Consider the following 16,841-nt stretch of genomic DNA (forward strand, 5'->3'; position numbering starts at 1 on the left):
CATTTATTTGGATATACTTTCCGGATTGTTGTGGTTACTTACCATTTTGATGATTTTACTTTCACTTTCGGTTTTGGAAGAATACTTTCCGATTATCGACTTATACTTTCCGAATTACTATTTTACTTTCCAGAGCCTTTTTAAGGCTAAGAATGGTACCTATTATGGCCCTATTTTTCAAAAAATAGAGGTAAAGAGAGAGGCACAGGTAACTATTTAATGACCTTTTTCAAATTAATTACCACTTATTTGGATATACTTTCCGGATTGGACTGGTTACTTTCCAATTTGCTGATTTTACTTTCACTTTTTGGAAGAATACTTACCGATTTCCCACTTTTACTTTCCAAAACATCCAATATACTTTCCACCCTCTTTTTACCGCCCTCTAGAAATACCCTATAACTGGCTTTTTATCTTGAACTTACTCCCTTTTTTCAAGATTCTTGGAATGTTTTCAGGTAAAATGATTATTAAGAATAGAAGCTATTTGGTTACAATGAAGAGGGTATGCTTTTAAAGGAAGGAAGTGCAGAATCAATGGATTTCGAAACGGTTATGCAGGAGCTGGAAGCGCTCGGCAAGGAGCGATTGAAAAAGATGTACATAGGCAATGGGGCACACGAGCCGGTTTTTGGCGTGGCCACAGGCGCCATGAAGCCGCTTGCGAAGAAAATCAAGATAGATCAGCCTTTGGCCGAGCAGCTTTACGCCACTGGGAACTACGATGCCATGTATTTTGCCGGCATCATTGCGGATCCAAAGGCCATGAGGGAGGAGGATTTTGACCGTTGGATGGATGGGGCATATTTTTATATGCTGTCCGATTATGTGGTGGCGGTCACTTTGGCAGAAGCAGATATTGCGCAAGCTGTTGCCGATAAATGGATTGCAAGTGGTGAAGAGCTAAGAATGTCGGCAGGCTGGAGCTGTTACTGCTGGCTATTGGGTAATCGTAAGGACACCGAGTTTAGCGCAAGCAAGCTTACCGGTATGCTTGACCAGGTGGAAAAGACGATTCACGATGCTCCGGATCGAGCAAAATCGGCGATGAATAATTTTATCAACACCGTCGCTATTTCCTATGTGCCGCTCCATGAAAAAGCGGTTGAAACCGCAAAGGCGGTAGGCCTAGTCGAAATCAAGCGGGACAAGAAAAAAAGCAGCATCTTGAATGCTTCGGAAAATATTCAAAAGGAGATAGATCGAGGGAAGCTTGGGTTTAAACGTAAATATGTTAGGTGTTAGCAGCGGATTTTTGTAATCTTATTTTATGATTTCGACATTCTTCTGCTTGCAAAATAATTATAAACCCAGTTACGGGAAGGGCTCAGGTTGATATTAATCAAACGTTTGGATAAATGACAGAATTTTTGGCGGAAAAAGAGTGGAAAGTCGATTAAATCAATAGTTTCTTAGCTTTTATCCAAACGTTTAAGTAGGGAAAGCAGTAGTGGATTTTGGTGGAAATTAGCGGAATTCTGAGTTTGTATATCACTTGCCAGAAATACTTCGTCGTAATCCGGCAGCATTCATCAAAATTTCCACGGAAATAGGGAGCAGAATGTTGATTTATCAACTTTTTGGGGCATTTTACTCAAACGTTTGTCTGACCGACAAGCATTTTCGTAATGATGGAGTGGGAAATCCGCCAGTAGCATGGGATTGAATCGATTTACTTAAACGTTTGATTGGGTTGCACACGGGCAACAATTTGTTGGAATAGATCGAACAATGTAGGGCATGGGGACGGTTCTTCTGCCTCACAAAGTGAGGCAAGAGAACCGTCCCCATGCATCATCTCCGTTTTTTTACAGGAATGTAGATGTCCATTTGTTTGTTCTCGGTACCGTAGCATCTTTCGTCATAGAGTTCGAATTCGATGGATCCGGAGTGTTCATATTCTGATTGTGGGAACCATTCTGTGAAAATATAATTCCAGGTTGATTGAATGGAGGTGGTAAACGATTCTTCATTTGCCTTGGGCGTTGTGAAAACCGCATATTCCAGCTCAGGGAAATTTCTGTACACCATTCCTGCTGGTGCTTGCGTTCCCTCCTTTACTTCCATTCCAATTAGGTACACGAACTCACCGGTTTCCGGGTTAAAGTCGGTGCATATGCCAAGTTCCACATTTTCGTGTATCGGATCTGGAATGTTTGCGCCTAATTGGTTTCGCATGTACTGCTGCCAAAATTCAGGAATGTCTTTATTGTTCTGGCCGTCTTCATTCTTTGTTTTTAGTTCGTAACCAATGATGTGAAAAGCTGGTTTAGTGACTAGTTTTGGTTCCATTTTATGACCTCCTGGAAAGAGTTTTATGTTGAGGCAGGCCTTGCCGTGTAACGGTCCGGATATTCTCTTAGCGTTACGATATTGCTTGGGTGAAACGCCATAGAAATTTTTAAACGCTCTGTTGAAAGATTCTTGGTATTGAAAACCAGCATCGATTGCGATATTAATCACCTTTTCATCTGTATAGAATAAACGTTCCGCCGCAAATGTCAGCCTTCTTTTTCTAACATATTCCATAACAGATTCTCCTACAATTGCCTGAAAGACGCGATGATAATGAAAAGGAGAAAAGCAAGCAATTTCCGCTAATTTTTCTAGAGTCAGTTGTTCATTTAGGCTTTCTTCAATGTAGTCAAGCGTTCGTTGTATACAAACCACATAATCCATTCCCATCACCTGCCCTGCATTCACTATAACAGCAAACAAATATTCGTTCTTAACATTTTTTGCTGTATTTTTTATTTTAAAAAACAACTCGATAAAGTTGCGTTTACTCAGGCGTGATTTGTCCCTAAAGTACTATTTTTCACAGATCCGGCATTCACCCATAAACTGAAAACTGGGGTGATGAATGTGTTACAACGGAATCAATTAGACAAAACTACTTATCATCAAAAATATTTTCGTCCATCATGCTGGCCAGCTTTAAATTTAAGATTTGAAACTTCATCGTTCCTCGATCCATATATTGAAAAAAACCACGACCAATTCCAACTCCCAACTGAATGGACCAAAACCCCCGAAGACACTGTTCTCAATTATTTTAGCATTTTGCGTGAAGCAGAAAATATGGCAGGAAGAAGTTGCGGTACGGTTGGTCATGCCCGTACACCTTTTCCACTTGCATACAATTTCTTGTCCGAGCAGTACCAAAGAAAACTAAGTTATGAAGACTATTTTCATTCATTTGCTGGTGTAGGGCATACGAGTTTGATCAAGCTTTTTAGTGTGCCAGATATAAAATATGGAATAAGGTTTTTTTATGAAATCGAAACGATTGAGGGATTTGAGGGCAAAAAAAGAGAGTATTTTGGCTATTATTATGGATTTATTCAGCTTGTTCATGAAAAAGAAGGTTATCGAATTTCAGATATGAGCAAGATGGAGGAGGACTTTTTGTGCGCCCCTTATCATGGATGGAGTCATGACGCGGAATCAGTTGTGGAGGTGAAATATGGTGGCTGGTGCAAGTTAGTTCAGAAAAGATACCCAACTGTAACAAATGGATATGTAAAAAATATATATTTTAAAGGCAAGGATGGAGCAGATTATTACTTGGTTTTTTTCGCATTAACGAATGGAACTGACGTAGAAATTGCTCAATTTCGAAAGGTAGGCAATGAAGAGTGGAAACAGGTTGATATTAAGCCCGAAGAAGAGTGTTTAACAGAAAAAAGGGATTGATTTTACTGTCTTGTTTTTGTTCTTATTAGATACACAATGACAACAATATAGGCTGTTTTTCATACTATATTTTGGAGGTGGAAAAATGCCAAGAGCAAATTACCGAAGTTCAGACGTTAGTTTAATGGCGAGGATGATGAGGGCAGAAGCTGAAGGTGAAGGAAAACTGGGAATGTTATATGTTGGAAATGTCATTGTGAATCGTCTTGTAGCAGATTGCTTAGACTTTAAAGGGTTAAGATCAATTAACTCAGTTATTTTTCAAGTACAAGGAGGAAATTTTTCCTTTGAAGCTGTTCAAAAAGGGAACGTATTTTATCAAAGGGCAAGAACTTCTGAAAAAAGATTAGCCAAACAAAATTTGGATTATTGGAGACAACACCCTGGAAAATACGCCCTTTGGTACTTTAATCCGCATGCCCCATGTCCTCCAACATGGTACGACCAACCTCAATCTGGTCAATTTAAAAATCATTGTTATTACGAACCAAAAGCTGGAACATGTGATAGTGTGTATCGAGGTTAAGCTTACTCTTTGAGTAAGCCTTTTACATAATTGGAATAGTTACACAAAACAAATTAGAATACTTAGGAATAGTTTTTATTAAATACTGTACTAAAGCAAACAGGGAGATTGGAAGAACCTTAGAAATAACAAAAAGAGTTGCTTTCAATAGCAACTCTTTTAAGTCAACACTTGGGACTATGTTTTTTTCTTATAATTGAGAGATTGCCTGTTGAGTTGACCATGTAGCACTGCTGAATGCCTGATAATTTGTAACAGCTGCTTGAAAATCTTTCTCGCTTATGGTGGCAGTAGCATCATAAACAACAGCTGTTTGGAATCCATTCTCGATTAAGTCTCTCATATGTGATTCTACACAAATGTTTGATAAGACACCTGCCAAAATCACCTTTTCTTTCCTATGCTGACGTAATTGGTAAACAAGATCATTTGTCTGGGGACTGGCAATCTTATGGGTGGTCGCAATGACAGTTTGGTTAGATAAAATGTATGGCTTAAGTGAAGGAACCCAGTCGGCTCCTACAGAAGTGTAGTCATTTTGTTTTTGATATATTCTAAGCTTTAATAACATTTCTTGTTCAGCCCCAGTCAATTGCCAACTATAATCATGGGGATATATATAATGGGGAGATATAAAAAGTTGATAACCTTTACTCATCGCTGTACTTATTAGAATTTCAAGGTTACCTAGTGTGTTGTATTGTTCAATAATTTTTTTTGTTAAATGGTATCCTTTACCTCCGGGGGACAGAAAGTCATTCTGTGGGTCCGTTATGACAATTGCTGTATTAGCGGGATTGGGTATAAACATTCTTTTCCTCCAATTCACATAAAGTAGTGATTTCTGTTGGAAATTGGCAGATTTTTGAGTTTGTGTACCAGCTGCCAGAAATAATCATTCTTAATCCAGCAGCATTCATCAAAATTCTCACAATGATAGGGGCAGAAACGTTGACATACCAGCGTTTTAGGCGGATTTACATAAACGTTTGTCTGACCGACAGTCATTTTCGTCATTGTGAAAGAAAAAAACCACCAGTGGCAGGGGGTTGATCCAGTTTAATTAAAAGATTGATTGGGTTGCACTAGGGCAAAGATTTGCTGAAATACATCGAACAATGTGGAGCATGGGGACGGTTCTTCTGCCTCACAAAGTGAGGCAAGAGAACCGTCCCCGTGCATCATTTTACCCCGCTCAAATCAATGAACGGCGTGGCCCCACCGGTTACGCTTGGGAGGCGTCCGTCCCATTTTTCCAGGGCTTTTTCTTGGACTTCGATTTGTTTTAGTTGGATTAGCTCGGGGGTGACTTCTTCTTTTTTCAGTTTTAATGACTCTGCTTCGGCTTTGGCTTGGGTAATCTGCTGTTCTGCTTCGATTTTGATTCGATCTAAATCCCTTTGGGCCTTTAACGCATTTTGTTCGGCTGTTTGCTTCAATTCAATCGCTTTATTGAATTCTTCGCTAAACGCAAATTCTTTAATATTGATATCTTCTAGGAGCATATAATACTTGGTTAATTTCTTGGACAGCATTTCTTTCACTTTAGCCGATACGTCTGGGCGTTTTGAAATCAGCTCTTCTGCTGTATATTGAGCGGTAATCGCCTTTAATGATTCGGCGATGGCTGGGTCCACGATGCGAGCGCGAAAATCAGGGCCGATTTCCTGGTAGAGCTTATTGACCTTCCCGGGGTCGACTGAATAGTTGACGGCCACCTTAGCCGTGACCATTTGTAAATCCTTAGAAGCGGCACTTTGTGAGCTTTCTTCTTTTTGGACCCGGACCTCAACCTGTTCCACACTTTGAATGAACGGAATTTTAAAATGAAAGCCTTCCGTCAAGATCGTTGGCTTCACTGCCCCTAATTGCAACAGAACCCCTCGATGACCTGACTCCACCTTCGTACCAGAAAAAATAAAAACCACGATAACCAAGACTAAAATCACGCCACTGACGATAAATTTCCCGTATTTCAAAGCGATCCTCCTCTCCTTCTCATTAAAATATATGAATGAGAGGGTTGGTCTCATGCGGAAGCATGGGTATAAGTTCCCGTCTTACTTGAATATAAATAGGTAAAACCTTTAGATGGAGGACTTTGTATGGCATTCGTTGCAATCTATACTGTCGGCAGGCTCAATCATCCCTATCACCACCCGGCCTCGCGTGAATTTTTTGAAGTGGGAGATGAAATCATTCATCAGGCAGCTAAAACTGGACAACTTGTAGAGGTATTTTCACCTGAGGGAGTCCCTTTACCTGAAGAAGCCAATAAGGGGAATGGATACCCTGTTCTGACTTTGACGGTATGGAAAAGCCTTCAAGGCTTATATCGTTTTACCTATTCAGGTCATCATCGGCAAGCGTTACGAGATCGAAGCAAATGGGTGGAGCCTTATCCGGAGAAACACCTTTCCTATGTAGTGTGGTGGACGGAGAAGGCAAGGGACGTCTCATGGAAAGAGGCATTCAAAAGATACAACCATTATATTCAGCATGGACCCACACCATTTGCATTTGATTTTAAAGCTGCGTTTGATGAAAAAGGGGAGACGTGCTTGGTTAAGTAGCAGTGACAGGGGCTTAACTTTCTAAAACAGGAGAGTTGGTTTTTTTCATGGGTTTCGCATAAAAAGGCACAACTAGCGTAAATTCACTAGCGGTGCCTTTTTACGAGCAAAGCTTTCGAGTGACCCCTATGAACTATTCCCATATCACACCCATTCACCACTCCTCTAAGACGTTCCCATCACTTTTTGGCCCTGCGGTTGGGTGTTGTTTGGGTTCAGCTCTAAAGTGATTCCAATAGCATCAAACGATAGGGATTGGGGGAGGCGGTAGGTGATTAGACCGTTGCCGTTTTGATCAGGCTTCAAAGTCCCCGCATTTTGCCGAGTGCCGTTTTTTAACAGCCATACTTGATATACTTCCTCATCTTTGGTACGCGGCATATTGTTTAATTCGATGACAAGATTGGTGGTGCTGCCTTCTTGAATAAGGTAAGCATTGCCGTTTGCCGAAGCGGCTAACCCCTGCCCTTTGAGGATATGGGTCGATACAATTTGGGATGGGTCCGCTTCTTTTGTTTCTAAGACTGTAATCGTCTCCTTTAATTGAAGGTTATTCCAAAATAGTCCGACTAAGCCGATGACTAGAACGACAGCAACAGCAGTGGATAATGGCGAGAAATGCTTTTTGAAATTGAGTTTAATTAGATCGATAAAGCCTTTCTTCGTTGGTTTTACTTTCTGTTCCTGCTGCGGAGCTTCATTCTCTTCAAAAATAAAGTTCATGACGTCTGCTTTCAGTGTTTCTGGAACGTCCACCTCTTCTACTTCATAAGAAAGGGTCTGCCATAATCCTTGCAGCGATTCTAATTCGTGCTGACAGTGGGTACAAGTTTTCAAATGGCGCTCGAATTCTTCTTTTTCAAGTGCAGTCAATTCATTAATCATATATAAAGACAGGTTTTCGCATTTATTTTCCATGCCTAACCCCTCCTGTTTCCTCATTGAAATAATTCCGAAGTTTTTTTAAGGTTTGATGCAGCCTGCTTTTAATGGTACCAAGCGGCTTTTTTTCTATTTCTGCAATTTCGCTTAAAGAGTAACCTTCCCAGTATAGAAGGTTGATGAGGCGTTGCTGTGGTTCAGAGAGATGGCGTTTGGCTTCCTGAATTTGCTGTTTTAATAGATTTCTTGAAACTTGCTGCAGAACATCCTCCGACTGCTGCCCTTGAATATGCAGCATGTCATCCAGTTCTAACGGGATGGTTCCATTATGCTTTTGCTCTTTACGAATGAGATCAATCGCAATATTTCGGGTAATGGTAAGAAGCCAGTTCGCCAACTGTCCTTTTGCTGGATTATAGGTGCTTTTTGTTGTCCAAAGCCGGAGAAATACATGTTGGACTATCTCTTTCGTTTTATCTGTATCGCCCTTTGCTATTTTATAGGAGAAGCTATAGATAAGCTTTGCATAACGGTCATATAGCTCTTCAAGTGCCGGACGATGCTTTTGGACAATTAGTCCAATCAGTTCTTCGTCTGTCTTCGATTTCATTGCCAAATTCTCTCCCTTTACATTGCAGCGTTTTTAATAGTATAAATCATTGTGAAAGCGGAAGGGGAAACCTTTTCAGAATGAGAAAAAAGAACTGCCCGGCGGCAATTCTTCGAAAAGTTGTATTATTGGGGAAACGTTGTCTCGCTGTTAACAATAAACCAAACATCCTTAACGCCCTGTCCATTTACATCACCAGCTGCTTTGTCATTAACAAAGTAGTAAAGCGGAAAGCCTTTGTAGGTTGTCTGTTTCTCACCTGTGTCTGCTCGGGTAATGGTGCTGAAGTCTTGTTTGTTAAGTCCTTCCGGAACGTCAAGGTTTTCAGAATAGAAGGCAGGCCAGTTCTGGAGACATTCTCCGCTGCAGTTTGATGTGTTTCGCTTATCTTTGGCAAAATAGTAAAGTGTCATCCCGTCCGCATCTGCAAGATAGTTACCGACTTTTTCGTTTTCCTTCAGCTGCAGGGCTGTATCCGATTTGTCAGCAGTTTTTTCGGCAGCATTGTTAACCTCTGTGGCTGTCTCTTTTGCTTGATTACTTGTATCCTTGTCCTTTGCATTTTCTTTTGCACCGCAGCCAACAAGAAGTACTCCTGCTAAAAGGAATATAAATAGCCAACTCCACTTTTTCATCATGAACTCCTCCTTATATGTTCTGTTCAATAAAGGTAACGAAGAAACACAAAAAACGGTTCGAATTTTTATAGAAAAAAATAGTGCCTGGCACCGACCAGAAGATTGGAGGGTGCCTTGAGAACGTTATTTCCATCCCCACTTTTGAAAGACCTGATGGGATGCATCGGTTTTTAGATAGTCAATGAATTGTTGGGCTTCTTTTTTGTTATCCGTACGGGTTGTTAGAGTAATCGGGGTTCCTCTGTAAAGCTTTTCTGCTTCCGGGAGCTCCACTAAATCGGTGACGTCCGTAAGCCTATGGTGCCAGGATTCATATGTAATCCACGCGTCGTGTTTTGAATTTGATTTCCATATTTCAATTGCTTCGGCACTGGATTTTACGGAGATGTCAATATTTTGGCTAATCCCTCCGATTAGGCCCTTTCTTCCAGCTAAATCCTCCCATAATCCGAGCTGCCCGGCACCATTGACATCGATAATTTTCACGCCCCTTTTTGTTAAATCTTCAAGTGATTGGATGTTCTTGGGATTCCCTTTTCGTACTAAAATCCCTGCTGCTCGGGGATATAATTCTGTAAGTGATTTTTCATTGATCATCTCAGGATTGCTTAGCATGAAGCTGCGAACCATGTACTCCGATCCTCCATAAACGATATCAGCATCTTGTTTGGCCTGGTTAATCCAGTTTGATTCAGGTCCAGCCGTTACGAAAACTTTTATTCCTGTTTCCGCTGTGAATTTTTCTGCTGCTTCCTTCATCGGTCCCAGTGGTCCGCCTGGGCCATACACTCGGATCACTCCATCGTTCTTTGCCGAATTGGCAGGCAGTTGAGACTTAGATGAATCTTCTATGTTTGCGTAAACCGAAAATCCAGCGGCCGTGAACAGAAGTAAAAAGATTGCACCCAGTAACAAATTTTTTTTCATCCTCATTCCTCCATTTTTTTTAGTTATCAATTAAGGAAACGAATAAGGGGTTAAAACGGTTCGAAAGAAATTTAAGATGCATGGGAAGATGCATGGGGACGGTTCTCGTGCATCAATTTTTGAAGGATAATCTTTTGAAATCTAAATAGTTGCCGAAATAAATGATGATTTCCTACATTTGCAAATGTCGACTGCAATCGACGAAAAAAGTGCCAGGCGCCGACCAGAAAAGGGGAAGGTGCCTGGCATTTTCACTTTGGAACATGGGGACGGTTCTTCTGCCTCACAAAGTGAGGCAAGAGAACCGACCCCATGCATCACGCAATAAAGTAAGAAACCACGGAAAGGATGATGGATGTGATCAGCATGGCGATTAGCGGCCGTGCTGCTTTGGTCCGGAGGTCGCGGAGGCTGACGTTTAGACCGAGACCGACCATGGCGGATGTTAAGATAAAGGTAGTGGCGGTTGAAATTCCGTCCATGGCAGCTTTTGAAACAGGGATGGAATGGCCAAGGATATAGCTTCCGAACAAGCTCATCAAGATAAAGCCGATGAGAAACCAAGGGAACTCAATTTTGGTATCTCCAGCACTTCCTGAACTGCGTCTTTTCATCCAATACATAAGAATAAAGCACAATGGAACTAGCAGGAGTACCCGGCCTAGTTTGGCCAGAAGAGCAATGGCCAGGCCGTCTGGACCTGCAGGTGCCCCGGCTAAGGCAACATGAGCAATTTCGTGAAGGCTGATTCCGCTCCAGATGCCATAATCAATGGCCGATAACGGGAGAAACGGTCTTAGAATCGTATAGGTTATCGAAAAAATCGTCCCCACCAAGGCAATAATTCCGACCCCGATGGCTGTATCTTCGTCCTTTGCCTTGAGAATGGGTGAAACGGCGGCAATCGCGGCAGCCCCGCATACACCGGTTCCCACACCAAGCAGGAGCACGAGGGAGGATTCTGCTTTCAGCAATTTTCCGAGCCATACAGTTAACAGTATCGCAAAAGCAATGACACCGATATCACGGGCAATCAGCCCCAGCCCTTGATGAATCACCACATCTATGTTTAACTTGAGCCCGTATAATATAATCGCAAACCGTAAAAAGCGCTTGGAGGAAAATTGAATTCCTGCACGGATTTTTTCCGGATAACCGAAAAATTGCCGGTACATTACCGCAATCACAATCGCACAGGCAAGTGGTCCGACACGATCGAACCCTGGGACTTTTGCTAACGCAAAACCGAACACTGCAATGACAATGGTAAAAGCAATTCCCCCCAGCCATAAATAAGCGGAAGGTTTTGTTTCAGGCTTTTTAAGAGGTTGTTCGTTCTGTCCGTCTTGAGGTAAAATTCTTGCAGTTTGACTTCCCATTTCAATCACCTCAAATGATTTGATTTTGTAACTTAAGCATACTCGCGATTGGTGTATAAGAAAAATAATGATATATAATAGGGATGATAAGTAAAAGTATATACATGAAAAGAGGGGGGCAGAGGATGGACCAGCATTTAGAGGTGTTTATTAAAGTGGTGGAAAAGGAGAATTTTTCAAAAGCAGCGGAGGAGCTGCATATGACCCAGCCGGCGGTAAGCCAGTATATTAGAACGCTAGAACAATCGATCGGCACAAGGCTTTTGGAAAGAAGTAATAAGTATGTCCGCCTCAATCAGGCCGGTGAGATCGTTTATCACCATGCGAAAGAAATCATCGCCCTTTATACTAAAATGCAGTCCTTGGTCGACGACCTGACCAATAAGGCGAGCGGCCCGATTGCGATTGGGGCAAGCTACACGTTTGGCGAGTATATCCTGCCGCATATTATTGCCAAAATGAAGGAGCAATACCCTGATATTCACCCGTCGATTCGGATTCAAAATACCAAGGAAATCATTGAACTGGTGAAAAAACATCAATTGGACATTGGCATCATTGAAGGATTTTATGAAGAAAATGTCCTTAATTCGAAAGTGGTTTCTAAAGATCGAATGGTTGTTGTTGCTTCGCCTCGTCACTCTCTTTTAGGCGAAAAAGGGGAAATAAGGCTAGCTGACTTGGAGGAAGAAACGTGGATTCTCAGGGAAGAGGGCTCTGGGACCAGAGAGGCTGCGGAAAATCTATTTCGGCGGTACAAGTTCACCCCGAAAAAAGTCATGGAATTCGGCAGTACCCAGCTCATCAAGGAATCGGTTGAAGCTGGTCTTGGCATCAGTTTGTTGTCAAGCTGGGCGATTAAGAAGGAGCTCACAAACGGCTACATCGGCATCATTCACGTAATGGGCCTCCCGTTTAAACGCAACTTCTCCATCCTAACCCATGCCACCTACCAAACAAAAGCATTGCAAACATTCATAGAAACACTAAAAACATACCTCGGCGACCCGAAAACGAGCAGATTTTAGTGAAGCATGGGGACGGTTCTTCTGCCTCACAAAGTGAGGCACGAGAACCGTCCCCATGCTTCACTTGACAGAATCTTTAACAAATAGTAATATTTAGTACGTGATTATAGTGTTTAGGTGATTTCTTTTAATATAGAACTTTAGCATATGGTTAATAATGATCTATTGGCTTTTATGAAAAAGGAATCGTATTGAAAAGGAATTCAAGCTTTTAATGAATTACATATGATAAAGGTAGACTATTTAAAAGCCCGATTGGGAAGTTAAAGGTAAACCGGCAATCTTCAAAGTTTAATGGTTGTAGTATGACCATTAAGCTTAAAGTTTGCCGGTTTTTTTGTTTTTAAAAAACTAGAAGATTCATATTATCAAAATCTAAGAGGGAGAGAGCGAGGATGTCCAATTATTTGGAGCTAATTTCATTACCGACTGCATTTTTTATCATTTTAGCAGTTTCCTTGGTAAGCGCCTTTTTCCTGCTATGGGAAAAGGTCCCCGTACATTTTGTTCGATATCATATAGGCATCATTTCGTTGCCGCCAATCGTTGCTTTGTGTGGGCTTTTCTCTAGCAAACACGATGGAAGTGTAATGTATGGACCTTGGCGTTTCGATTCGCTCTCATTACTCCTCGCCCTTTTTGTCCTGACCATTGGTGTCGTTGTGCAGCGCTATTCGGTTCGGTACTTGTTCGGCGATCACTCTTACCGAAAATATTTTACGCTGCTGACACTCACTACGTTTGCTGATACCCTTGTCTGGCTCAGCAATGATCTTCGTATTCTGTTGGTCTGCTGGGGAGTGACCCTTTTGGGCTTGACCCTGCTGATTAGATTAAATAAGGAGTGGCAGGTGGCCAGAAAAGCAGCTGCCTCCTCAGGTCGGATATTTTTACTCAGCTGGCTGATCCTGCTCGTGGCTGTTATCTGGATTACACAAACGACAGGACACTGGCAGCTTTCGGCTATTCTTGAAAAAAGTAACCTTGCCCAACTTGCATCGTGGGAGAGGACCTGCATCAGCCTCCTATTGATTGTGGCGATGATCATTCCATCGGCACAGTTTCCTTTCCAACGCTGGCTGCTAGACTCGGTCGTGGCTCCGACGCCTGTTTCGGCTGTCATGCATGCTGGCATCGTCAATGCCGGCGGTCTGATGTTTACCCGTTTTGCACCGCTCTTTAACGGCGGCGATTCAGCACAGCTGATTCTGCTCGTTTTGTCCGGTGTTTCCGTCCTGCTTGGGACTGGAATCATGCTAGTCCATGTTGACTATAAACGCCAGTTAGTAGGCTCAACCATTGCCCAAATGGGATTCATGCTCATCCAGTGTGCATTAGGCGCCTATTTGGCAGCCATTATTCATGCTGTCTTACATGGATTATTCAAAGCGAGCCTTTTTTTGCAGGCCGGATCGGCCATTCAGCACCGGGAGACTCATTCCTTCAAAGGCCGGTCGTTTCCCGTTTTGTGGACGATCACCGGAGTGATTTTTGGTCTCATTTTTTCGATTGGCTATTGGCTGAATTCCGGTGGAGAGGGTTATCACATCATCAGCACCCTCATTTTAGGCTGGTCGGTGATCTTTGCTTGGGTCGGACTTGTTGCCTTTGGATCAGGCCGGATTGGCCGAGTGGCAGGGCTAGCGTTCCTTGCCGGAGCGGTCATCATGTTTAAATTCATCCATACGCTCTTGGACAGTCTGTTACATGAAACGGTTATGTCAGGTATGCAGCCACCCACACCAACGGTCATTTTGGCCCTGATTATCTTACTCGGCGGCAGTGCCTTTGGGTTATGGCTGACGAACAATCGCTCCTCAACGGCATTTACGGTTATTTACCTTTGGCTTGTCCATTTGGGTGAGCCTCACAAAGATTTAGTAGAAAGTCATCCAAAATACTTGTCTTATAGGAGGTCATTCAGATGGCAACGACATTAGCTAAACCGTTACATTGGGAAGAGATACAGGAAGATCTTAGTCTTGATATTCATGAATTGGTGAAATCAGCTAGCGAAGTCATCGCACCGCTTGGTCCGATCAGCAAGTTTGCGGCACGCAGCCCCTGGGCCGGCTTAGAACGGCAATCCTTTGAACAGACAGCACGTCGTTTCAAAGATATTTGTGATATCGAGCTATTTCCCCATGATTCTGTATTAAAATCGGCACGGGATCAAGGAGAAATAGATGTGAATTTTTTAGAAAAAGGGCTGCAGCAATGGCTTGATAGGCACTCTTTCGAACTCCCGCGGGCAGCTGCAGAGCAGTTTTGCCGCGTTGCACTAACAAAGGATACGCCATCTTCTGATTTGACGGCACATCCCGAAGTGAAACGATTGGCCAAAAAACTTAGTGGCTTTAAGTACCAATTGAAGGCAAGACAATCCGTGAAAACACTTAGTCAGCGTTTCGAGAAGATTGGCAACGGGTCCGTGTTAAGAGATCTCAACCGCCATCTGATTAAGTGGTGCAAGTTGTTTTTGGATGAGTCCCAGGCTGTCTGGTCGATGCCAAATCGCGAGGAAGGCTTCTACCAGGCATGGCGGCGAATGGCATCCTTAGACCCAGCCTTATCGCTAGAGGAACGCAGACAGATCAAAAATTTGCCGAAAGAAGCAGACATGGCTTTAAATGAGGCCTTGTCCCATTTAGGTATCCACCCTTCAGAGACTAGAGAATATCTAGAAGCTCATTTGCTGGCCCTGCCAGGCTGGGCGGGAATGATGCTTTGGCGCTCGCAGCAACATAGTAATGAAAGCTCCTTGCTAACTGACTATTTAGCAGTAAGAATTTCCATGGAGCTGCTATTGATGAAGCCGTATCTTCCTTTGCCTACCCAAGGAACGAAAGAGGACGTGCTCCTAGAATCTCTAATTGCTGCCTGGTTTCATTGGGGGAACTTCCCGATCAAGGCATGGTCGCAACTGCCTGCCGCGGAGCAAAAAGCTCGTTTGAACCTTGCCTGGCAGTTTGATAGAATTGTCCGCAATAAACTATGGATGGAAGCTTGGGAAAAAACATATGAACAGCAATTGATGGAAAAAATCGCCTCGAAACAGCAGGCGGGCACTGAGCCTAAATTGCCTTCATTGGCGCAGTTTGTTTTTTGCATTGACGTAAGGTCAGAGCCTTTCCGTCGCAAACTCGAACAGACAGAAGTCTTCGAAACCTTTGGGGCAGCCGGATTTTTCGGCTTGCCGATTGAAACCTTCAAGCTGCATAGCCATCATAGCCATCCTTCCTTGCCGGTGTTGAATAAACCGCAATTTAAGGTAAAAGAATACTTGCCCGAATCGCAGTATCAACCATTTCATGAGCGGCTACAGGCAGTTAATTCACTGCAAGGTACCTTTAAAACCATGAAGCACAACCTGCTTGCAAGTATGTTACTGCCGGAGGTAAGCGGTCCGTGGCTTAGTATGCAGACGTTGGGCCGAACTTTTTTACCAAGAAGGGCTGGACGCGCGTTCAAGAAATTGCTTGATACCTGGTTCAGGAAACCGGATGTGAAGCTGACGCTTGACCGTAAAGAGGACCCTGCTGAAGCGAAGCTCCCGGTCGGTTTTTCAGAGGAAGAGAAAGTGCATTATGTGGAGCAGGCGTTAAAAACGATCGGGCTCACCGATTATTTCGCTCCACTCGTGGTGATTTGCGGACACGGAAGTCACAGCACCAATAATCCATATGCGTCTTCGCTCGATTGCGGGGCATGCGGCGGGGCTTCTAGCGCTTTTAATGCGAAGGTGCTGGCGACGTTGTGTAATCTTCCCCATGTACGGCAGGCCCTCAAAGAAAGGGGGATTTCTATTCCGGAAGAGACCGTTTTTGCGGCGGCCGAGCATATTACAACACTTGATGAATTGCATTGGGTTTATCTTCCGAAACTTTCGGATAAAGCTGAAGTAGCGTATACACAAATCCAGGCCGCACTGCCAAAGGTGAGTGAGCAGGCTACCCTTGAGCGAATCCGGGAATTGCCGAGTCTAAAAGGCAATTTGAAAAATCCGAAAGCTGAAGTAGAGCGTCTTGCAGAGGATTGGAGTGAGATCCGTCCGGAATGGGGACTGGCAGGCAATGCCGCGTTTGTGATCGGGGAGAGAAGCTTGACCGAGGCGTGCAATCTCGAGGGAAGAGTATTTCTTCATAACTATAACTGGAAAAAGGATAAAAACGGTTCGCTGCTTGCCGGTATCATTGCCGGGCCGGGAACGGTTTGCCAAATGATTAACCTGCAATATTACGCATCGGCCGTTGCGCCTCATTATTATGGCAGTGGAAATAAAGCCACCCAAACCGTGACATCCGGAATCGGCGTGATGCAGGGGAACGCCAGCGATTTATTATCCGGACTCCCATGGCAGTCCGTGATGCAATCGGACGAAACAGTCTATCATGCACCAATAAGGCTGCTGGTAGTAATCCAGGCACCAAAGGAATATGTGGAACGATTGTTGAACCAAGACAGGGCCTTTTTTCAAAAAGTCCAGAACGGCTGGCTCCGGCTAGCGTCGATTGATCCGGAAGGGAACTGGAAAAGCTGGTCTTAACGCCGCTTCGGTGTAAAATATTTTTAGACAGCT

15 protein-coding genes are annotated in these 16,841 nt (G+C 43.3%); 7 read left to right on the forward strand and 8 right to left on the reverse strand.

The window, feature by feature from the left end; translation table 11 throughout:
* The first annotated feature begins 540 nt into the window (after positions 1-540).
* Positions 541-1,248 carry a DNA alkylation repair protein gene (locus KHA99_RS10255; RefSeq protein WP_213117974.1) on the forward strand — a complete coding sequence of 236 codons (708 nt, stop codon included), beginning with the start codon at positions 541-543 and terminating at the stop codon, positions 1,246-1,248.
* Between the two features lie 549 nt (positions 1,249-1,797).
* Here the strand turns inward: KHA99_RS10255 and KHA99_RS10260 are convergent.
* Positions 1,798-2,682: an AraC family transcriptional regulator gene (locus KHA99_RS10260; protein WP_213117352.1), complete on the reverse strand. Its 885-nt coding sequence runs from the start codon at positions 2,680-2,682 to the stop codon at positions 1,798-1,800.
* A gap of 186 nt (positions 2,683-2,868) precedes the next feature.
* Here KHA99_RS10260 and KHA99_RS10265 point away from each other — a divergent pair, with 186 nt between their 5' ends.
* Together KHA99_RS10265 and KHA99_RS10270 are read left to right on the forward strand one after the other, a co-directional pair.
* A complete protein-coding gene (locus KHA99_RS10265; RefSeq protein ID WP_213117353.1) occupies positions 2,869-3,699 on the forward strand; it encodes a hypothetical protein in 831 nt (276 codons plus the stop codon).
* A gap of 85 nt (positions 3,700-3,784) precedes the next feature.
* Positions 3,785-4,225, forward strand: a complete 441-nt coding sequence (locus tag KHA99_RS10270) for a cell wall hydrolase (protein WP_213117354.1) — start codon at positions 3,785-3,787, stop codon at positions 4,223-4,225.
* A 190-nt stretch (positions 4,226-4,415) separates the two neighbouring features.
* Here KHA99_RS10270 and KHA99_RS10275 read toward each other — a convergent pair whose 3' ends face one another.
* Positions 4,416-5,036, reverse strand: coding sequence for a cysteine hydrolase family protein (locus tag KHA99_RS10275; protein ID WP_213117355.1), 621 nt, complete (start codon positions 5,034-5,036; stop codon positions 4,416-4,418).
* A 370-nt stretch (positions 5,037-5,406) separates the two neighbouring features.
* On the reverse strand, positions 5,407-6,204 hold the full coding sequence (locus KHA99_RS10280; RefSeq protein WP_249366582.1) for a prohibitin family protein: 798 nt from the start codon (positions 6,202-6,204) through the stop codon (positions 5,407-5,409).
* A 126-nt stretch (positions 6,205-6,330) separates the two neighbouring features.
* Between KHA99_RS10280 and KHA99_RS10285 the strand changes: the two genes are divergently transcribed.
* Positions 6,331-6,798, forward strand: coding sequence for a DUF3291 domain-containing protein (locus tag KHA99_RS10285; RefSeq protein ID WP_213117357.1), 468 nt, complete (start codon positions 6,331-6,333; stop codon positions 6,796-6,798).
* A 165-nt stretch (positions 6,799-6,963) separates the two neighbouring features.
* Here KHA99_RS10285 and KHA99_RS10290 read toward each other — a convergent pair whose 3' ends face one another.
* The 5 genes from KHA99_RS10290 to KHA99_RS10310 form a co-directional block, all read right to left on the reverse strand.
* Positions 6,964-7,716: an anti-sigma factor gene (locus KHA99_RS10290; RefSeq protein ID WP_213117358.1), complete on the reverse strand. Its 753-nt coding sequence runs from the start codon at positions 7,714-7,716 to the stop codon at positions 6,964-6,966.
* Entirely contained in the window at positions 7,706-8,290 is a 585-nt protein-coding gene (locus tag KHA99_RS10295) for an RNA polymerase sigma factor (RefSeq protein ID WP_213117359.1), read from the reverse strand. The genes KHA99_RS10290 and KHA99_RS10295 overlap by 11 nt, the downstream gene beginning before the upstream one ends.
* 125 nt (positions 8,291-8,415) lie before the next feature.
* On the reverse strand, positions 8,416-8,925 hold the full coding sequence (locus tag KHA99_RS10300; protein WP_213117360.1) for a COG4315 family predicted lipoprotein: 510 nt from the start codon (positions 8,923-8,925) through the stop codon (positions 8,416-8,418).
* Positions 8,926-9,051: 126 nt separating this feature from the next.
* Complete coding sequence (locus KHA99_RS10305; RefSeq protein ID WP_213117361.1) at positions 9,052-9,855, reverse strand: extracellular solute-binding protein; 804 nt, start codon at positions 9,853-9,855, stop codon at positions 9,052-9,054.
* A gap of 317 nt (positions 9,856-10,172) precedes the next feature.
* The gene (locus tag KHA99_RS10310) at positions 10,173-11,234 is read right to left on the reverse strand and encodes a YeiH family protein (RefSeq protein WP_213117362.1); all 1,062 of its coding nucleotides are present in this window, start codon (positions 11,232-11,234) and stop codon (positions 10,173-10,175) included.
* A 125-nt stretch (positions 11,235-11,359) separates the two neighbouring features.
* Between KHA99_RS10310 and KHA99_RS10315 the strand changes: the two genes are divergently transcribed.
* The 3 genes from KHA99_RS10315 to KHA99_RS10325 all read left to right on the forward strand — a co-directional run bounded on the left by KHA99_RS10315 (position 11,360) and on the right by KHA99_RS10325 (position 16,808).
* Positions 11,360-12,262: a LysR family transcriptional regulator gene (locus KHA99_RS10315; protein ID WP_213117363.1), complete on the forward strand. Its 903-nt coding sequence runs from the start codon at positions 11,360-11,362 to the stop codon at positions 12,260-12,262.
* Between the two features lie 395 nt (positions 12,263-12,657).
* Positions 12,658-14,202 carry an NADH dehydrogenase subunit 5 gene (locus tag KHA99_RS10320; RefSeq protein WP_213117364.1) on the forward strand — a complete coding sequence of 515 codons (1,545 nt, stop codon included), beginning with the start codon at positions 12,658-12,660 and terminating at the stop codon, positions 14,200-14,202.
* Complete coding sequence (locus tag KHA99_RS10325) at positions 14,187-16,808, forward strand: DUF2309 domain-containing protein (protein WP_213117365.1); 2,622 nt, start codon at positions 14,187-14,189, stop codon at positions 16,806-16,808. The genes KHA99_RS10320 and KHA99_RS10325 overlap by 16 nt, the downstream gene beginning before the upstream one ends.
* Positions 16,809-16,841: the final 33 nt, after the last annotated feature.

Source organism: Neobacillus rhizophilus (assembly GCF_018343535.1).
GTDB classification, from domain to species: Bacteria; Bacillota; Bacilli; order Bacillales; family Cytobacillaceae; genus Neobacillus; species Neobacillus rhizophilus.

Excerpts from the sequence above, each read along its gene's own strand:
- KHA99_RS10255 (WP_213117974.1), top strand. The coding sequence starts at position 541 with ATGGATTTCGAAACGGTTATGCAGGAGCTGGAAGCGCTCGGCAAGGAG.
- KHA99_RS10260 (WP_213117352.1), bottom strand. The coding sequence starts at position 2,682 with ATGGATTATGTGGTTTGTATACAACGAACGCTTGACTACATTGAAGAA.
- KHA99_RS10270 (WP_213117354.1), top strand. The coding sequence starts at position 3,785 with ATGCCAAGAGCAAATTACCGAAGTTCAGACGTTAGTTTAATGGCGAGG.
- KHA99_RS10275 (WP_213117355.1), bottom strand. The coding sequence starts at position 5,036 with ATGTTTATACCCAATCCCGCTAATACAGCAATTGTCATAACGGACCCA.
- KHA99_RS10285 (WP_213117357.1), top strand. The coding sequence starts at position 6,331 with ATGGCATTCGTTGCAATCTATACTGTCGGCAGGCTCAATCATCCCTAT.
- KHA99_RS10290 (WP_213117358.1), bottom strand. The coding sequence starts at position 7,716 with ATGGAAAATAAATGCGAAAACCTGTCTTTATATATGATTAATGAATTG.
- KHA99_RS10295 (WP_213117359.1), bottom strand. The coding sequence starts at position 8,290 with ATGAAATCGAAGACAGACGAAGAACTGATTGGACTAATTGTCCAAAAG.
- KHA99_RS10300 (WP_213117360.1), bottom strand. The coding sequence starts at position 8,925 with ATGAAAAAGTGGAGTTGGCTATTTATATTCCTTTTAGCAGGAGTACTT.
- KHA99_RS10305 (WP_213117361.1), bottom strand. The coding sequence starts at position 9,855 with ATGAAAAAAAATTTGTTACTGGGTGCAATCTTTTTACTTCTGTTCACG.
- KHA99_RS10310 (WP_213117362.1), bottom strand. The coding sequence starts at position 11,234 with ATGGGAAGTCAAACTGCAAGAATTTTACCTCAAGACGGACAGAACGAA.
- KHA99_RS10315 (WP_213117363.1), top strand. The coding sequence starts at position 11,360 with ATGGACCAGCATTTAGAGGTGTTTATTAAAGTGGTGGAAAAGGAGAAT.
- KHA99_RS10320 (WP_213117364.1), top strand. The coding sequence starts at position 12,658 with ATGTCCAATTATTTGGAGCTAATTTCATTACCGACTGCATTTTTTATC.
- KHA99_RS10325 (WP_213117365.1), top strand. The coding sequence starts at position 14,187 with ATGGCAACGACATTAGCTAAACCGTTACATTGGGAAGAGATACAGGAA.